Origin of the sequence: Mycobacterium sp. (assembly GCF_002863225.1) — a bacterium.
Classification (GTDB): Bacteria; Actinomycetota; Actinomycetes; order Mycobacteriales; family Mycobacteriaceae; genus Mycobacterium.
Genome location: NZ_PKEK01000023.1, coordinates 1 through 4,608, shown reverse-complemented (window position 1 = coordinate 4,608; position 4,608 = coordinate 1). Strand labels below are relative to the sequence as shown.

General features: G+C 64.1%; 4 protein-coding genes and 1 pseudogene. All 5 read right to left on the bottom strand.

Going from position 1 to position 4,608, the window contains the following annotated elements:
- Positions 1-726, bottom strand: a 726-nt coding sequence (locus tag CYU59_RS05025; RefSeq protein WP_292976598.1) for a PE-PPE domain-containing protein, incomplete at its 3' end; no start/stop codon positions are given.
- Positions 723-911, bottom strand: a complete 189-nt coding sequence (locus tag CYU59_RS05020) for a hypothetical protein (RefSeq protein ID WP_292976597.1) — start codon at positions 909-911, stop codon at positions 723-725. The genes CYU59_RS05020 and CYU59_RS05025, both read right to left, overlap by 4 nt.
- Complete coding sequence (locus CYU59_RS05015) at positions 911-3,589, bottom strand: hypothetical protein (protein ID WP_292976596.1); 2,679 nt, start codon at positions 3,587-3,589, stop codon at positions 911-913. The genes CYU59_RS05020 and CYU59_RS05015 overlap by 1 nt, the downstream gene beginning before the upstream one ends.
- Entirely contained in the window at positions 3,586-4,038 is a 453-nt protein-coding gene (locus CYU59_RS05010) for a hypothetical protein (protein WP_292976595.1), read from the bottom strand. The genes CYU59_RS05015 and CYU59_RS05010 overlap by 4 nt, the downstream gene beginning before the upstream one ends.
- A pseudogene (locus CYU59_RS05005) lies at positions 4,032-4,608 on the bottom strand (hypothetical protein); the annotation flags it as partial. The gene CYU59_RS05010 and the pseudogene CYU59_RS05005, both read right to left, overlap by 7 nt.

Here is a 4,608-nt window from a genome sequence, read left to right as displayed (position 1 = left end):
AGCCGGGTAGGTCGGTGACCAGACCCAGGTGATGTTCCCTTCGGTCAGGGACACGTTGTTCGGGTCGTCGAGCGTGACGTACAGGTAGATGTTGTGGATCAGCACCAGGCCGCTGATCGCGTTGAGCGCTGCCGTCTTGTGCACGGTGTCGGCCAGGACCGCCGCGACCGCGTTCATCGCGCCCGATAGAGCGTTCTGGTCGCTGCCGACGGATTGCAGCCCGACGAGCGCATTCTGAATCGGTTGCGCGGTCGGAAAATCCGATACGCCGTCGTATTGGCGGGTGAAGTCGATGACGCGATACGGGGTGTTGGCGGGTTTGCCGTTGGTGTAGCCCACCGCGTCGAAAATTGGGTGACCGCACACGAATCCGCCATATTTGCGGTTCGCGTTGGCGATCAGCCAGAACCGGATCAGCGCCGGGTCGACCGGTGTCGACTGCCCGTACTTCCACAGCCACCAGTCCGCGATCTGGCAGCCCTCGGAGTAACCGAACACCAGAATGTCGGTGGCGCCGTTGCTGATCGCGTTGAGAATCGCGGCGTGCAGCATTTCCACGCCGTCGGCGACATTCTGCCGCCCCGGCTGATTGGTGTAGGGAATCGTGACGACGGTGTCGCCAGGCTTGCGGATAGTGCCTTTGAGTAGCTGCGGGACCAGCGGGGCGCCGGTCACAAACGGAGTTACGTCGGTGCCCATCGGGTTCAGGATGATGATTGTCGTCATGCCGGATCGACCTCGGCGATCGCTGTGCGAGCTGCTTCGCGGGGATCCTCGCCGGCTGCTTGTGCCTCAACCGCCGCGGCGATGGCGGTCGCCACCTGGTCGGCGGTGAACAGTTGCGGCGCCGGCACGTCGGGCGTTTCCATCGGCGGATGCTCGGCCGTCTCCCACCACTCGGAAGCGGCCATCAGTCGATCCTCTCGATAATGACCCAGGTACCTTCGCCGCCGCCGTCACCCAGAACCGAGTAGTTGCCCGACCCGGCGACGGCAATCGACGGGGCCCACAGTTCTGAGGCGGTGCCGTCGCCTTTTGCGTTAAAGCTGAACGAGCCGCCCAGGCCCAGGACGGCGGCCGCGTCGTATTTCGAGGAGGCCTTCGACACCACGGTCGGGCTGCCTCCAACGTTGGTGATCTGGTTGACCGACGCGTACGCGGTGCCGGCAGCGATAGCGCTCCACGCCCAGGGGCTGCTGGTCGCCGCCGAAACCTTCGTCGCGTGGGTCATCCGGTAGCGACCCGGCGTGTAGAACGCAAACCCGGTGGCGAACATCTTGATGTCGGCTGAGGCGTATTCCGGGTTGGCGTCGTAGACGTTGCCGCCCATGCTGACCACGGCGGCCTTGGGCGCCAGCACGCCAGATGTAGACGATCGGTACCAGCGCGCCGATGTGCCGTAGGTGCTGGCCGCAGCATTGGAATCCTGCAGCTTGAACTGCTTCACTCGCGCCGGCTTGAATACGTCGTTAGCGAGGCCGTGCGAGGCCGTCATGTCCTGCCCACCGCCGGTGTACGCGTCCCCAAGCATCGAGACGGTGCCCGACTCGGCGTAGGTGATGACCACCTTGCCGCCGACGAGCACCTGGTATGCGCGATGCGTGGCGGAGCTGCCGCAGCGAAGCTCGAACAGCGCCCCAGCCGGAACCGAAACACTGTTTTTCGTGTCCCACACCGTCTCGACGCCGTTGACGCAACAGCCGACCTGGACGCGGTTGTAGTTGACCTCAGCCCACACATAGTTCAGACCGTCGGCCGACATGCGGCCCTTGATCTTGTTGCGCGGCCCCAGCCCGCCGGCCATGTTCGTCGCGGCTTCTTGAAACACGACCGAGACGATCTGATCCCAGGTCAGCGTCGTTCCCGCGTTGAAAACGCCTTGTACCGTCAGGTCGACGGCAGAGCTCGCCGCCGTCGACACGGCGTACAGGTCGTTCTGCGAGTCCGGCGCGATATTGCTGTTAGTGGGCGTCGTCGTCCACGGTGTGCCCCAGCTGGCCGCTGAGCCGCCGCTGGCCGAAACAAGGAACTTGCGTCCGGCAACGGATGTGTCGGCGGTCTTGAGTGCGTCGACGTCGGCCTGGACCTGCGCTAGCGTGCCCTCGTTGACGATGACGCGCGTCTCGGTGGCCTGCGCGAAGGTGCCGACGTCGACCAGAGGCGGCGGGGTTGTCGGGACTAGGCCGGCCTGTTCGGCGATGATCTTCCAGTTGTCGTTCCACGCGCCCCACTTGGTGCGCTTCCCGCCGACCAGCGTCGCCGCGGTGTCCGTGACCGATCCGAGGGGCGCGAACCAGTCGCCGAGCACCTGGTCGTTCTGCCACTTGCGTGCGTTCCACGCAGCGTTCTGATCCGCCTTTGCCTTGAGCGCGGCCGGACCGAAGTTGCTGGTCCAGTAGTCCTTGAAGTCCTGAACGAAATCGTCGAACGCGGTCACAATCTGACCGCTCACGATCTGCCCAAGCTGCGTGAACCGGGTAAACGCCGTGGTCAGGTTGTCGACAAGATCCTTCACCCAGTATTGCGGGATCAGGCTTTTCGCCGACAGGTTCATGTCGTCGAGCCACAGCGAGCCCGCAGTCGCGTTCTCGGTGAGCACCGGGCGCAGCTCGACGAAATACACGGTCTCGGGGATCGTCCAGTCGGCCACCAGTTGCGCGGTCCGCATCGTTCCCGGTGGCGGCGCCGACCAGATCGTCGCCGTGCCCGTCAGCGTCCCGGTGCCCGTCAGCACGACTGCCGGCAGCTCGTTGCCCTGCAAGTCGTACGGTTGCGCCGTCAGCTGCGCCAGCGTCCCGGATCCGGTCAGCCCGACCGCCGCCAGGTTCGCGACGAACGTCCAGATTTGGCCGGGTGCGACGCCGAGCCGGTTCGACCGCAGCTCCTTCTCGGTGCCGTCGGCGATCGCCTTTGCCGAACCTGGGACTAGGCCGGGAGTCGGCGGCGACCGGTAGACAGTCGGATCCCATTCGAAATCGGTCGACGAAATCGACAGCGCCCCATCGAAACTTGGGTTCGTCAAACGGTTCGCGTTCGGTGGCGCAAGGAAACTGATCTGCCCATCGCGGAGCCCTTGCAGCATGTTGATGAAATCTTCGACGCCGTGCCCGGTTCCGAGTAGCTGGTCGGTCGTCTGAGCCCATTTGTCGGCTGCGGCGTCGGCGTCGGTCTGCGCCTGTTCGAGGTCTGCGCGCAGCGACACGAAGAACGCCTGCACCGCCAGCAGCGTCTCATCATCGCCCTCGTAGGTGCCCTTAATCGCATCCAACAAACGCACGAATTCACCTACTACAGGCAGGCTTTCGATGAAGTCCAGCAGCAACCCCGGCAGATCCTCGGGGCCGTTGATGTCGTTGGGGTCGGCGTTGGCGACTGTCGATTGAAATGCCGCGAACAAGCCCGTCAAGAAGCCGAACGGTGTGATTGCCGACATGGGGTCCGAGCCGGTGGAACCGCCGAAAATGCTGGAAATTCTCTCGGAGGCACGAGATTTCATCGCCGACGGTGACATGTCCTGCGTCTTCGACTGCAACGTGTCGATTGTCAGAGCGCCCTGCGGAAGGTTCGGCACTCCGCCCGGTGTGGTCACCTCTTGACCGCTCTCGCAATCTTCGCGATCCGCTTCGGACACTTGGGGGCCTCGGCGGTCCGCGCAACGACCGGCTCCGCCTCAGTGTGCTGCTGCTGCTTCGGCAGCTTGATCGACTCTTGCCGCGCACCGTCGGTGATCCACGCAGGCGCGTGCACCGCATCAGGGTCGACATGCTCGGTCTGGCGGATACCCAGCGCCACCAGCTGCGCGGCCAAGTCACCGACGACAGGCTGCAGCATGTGCAGCGGCATCTCCGTCGCGGTCAGCAGCGCCGAAGCCAGCGCGCCGCCAACGGCTTTGGTCTGCGTGTCGATGTCGTCGGCTGCCGGGATTTTCTTTGGAATGACCTGCGCGTCGCTCAACGCCTGCGCCTTGTCCGCCATCGCCTGCATCGACTCAGGAGTCATCACCGGCTGCTGCTCCGGAGTCTGCTCGTTGGCTACCACAGTCCGATCTCCTGCAATCCGCTCATCGCCTTCGCCGTGAGTTCCGCCAGGCGCGCCATGAAGTCCTTCTCATTGCGGGTATCGGCGAACTGCGCCTCGATCGCCACCCCTTTTGCTTCGTCCCAGTTGATCGTCAATGTTCGGCAGCGACGCACGAAAACCCTTGGCATCAAATACCTTGATGTGCCGCCGATGCGGTCACCGAGCCACCAGTGGCCGAAGCCGTTGTCCCCGATCAGCCACGGGCTCGCGTTGGCCACCTGCAACGTGAACGCGATGTCGGGGTCGGTTTCACGCCGGCGGGTCCGTAGATCCATGATCGACGCTGCGGTGAACGCCTGAGTGACGTTCGTCGACGTGGTTTCGAGGTAGTGACCCCAACCCTGCTTGGACACACGCAGCAGCAACGGCACGCTGATATGCGCGAGGATCGAGTCCTTGTAGATGGGGTTCAGGAACGCATCCAACGAGCTGCCGATCGACCCGACGCTGAGGTCGAAGCCCGCGCCGAAGCTGAGGTTGGCCGTTAGGTTGTCTCCAAGAACGTTACCGGCGTATTGGATTGCCGCA

What these genes read in the sequence shown, in the direction of transcription:
- CYU59_RS05020 (WP_292976597.1), bottom strand. Translation starts at nt 911, where the DNA reads ATGGCCGCTTCCGAGTGGTGGGAGACGGCCGAGCATCCGCCGATGGAA.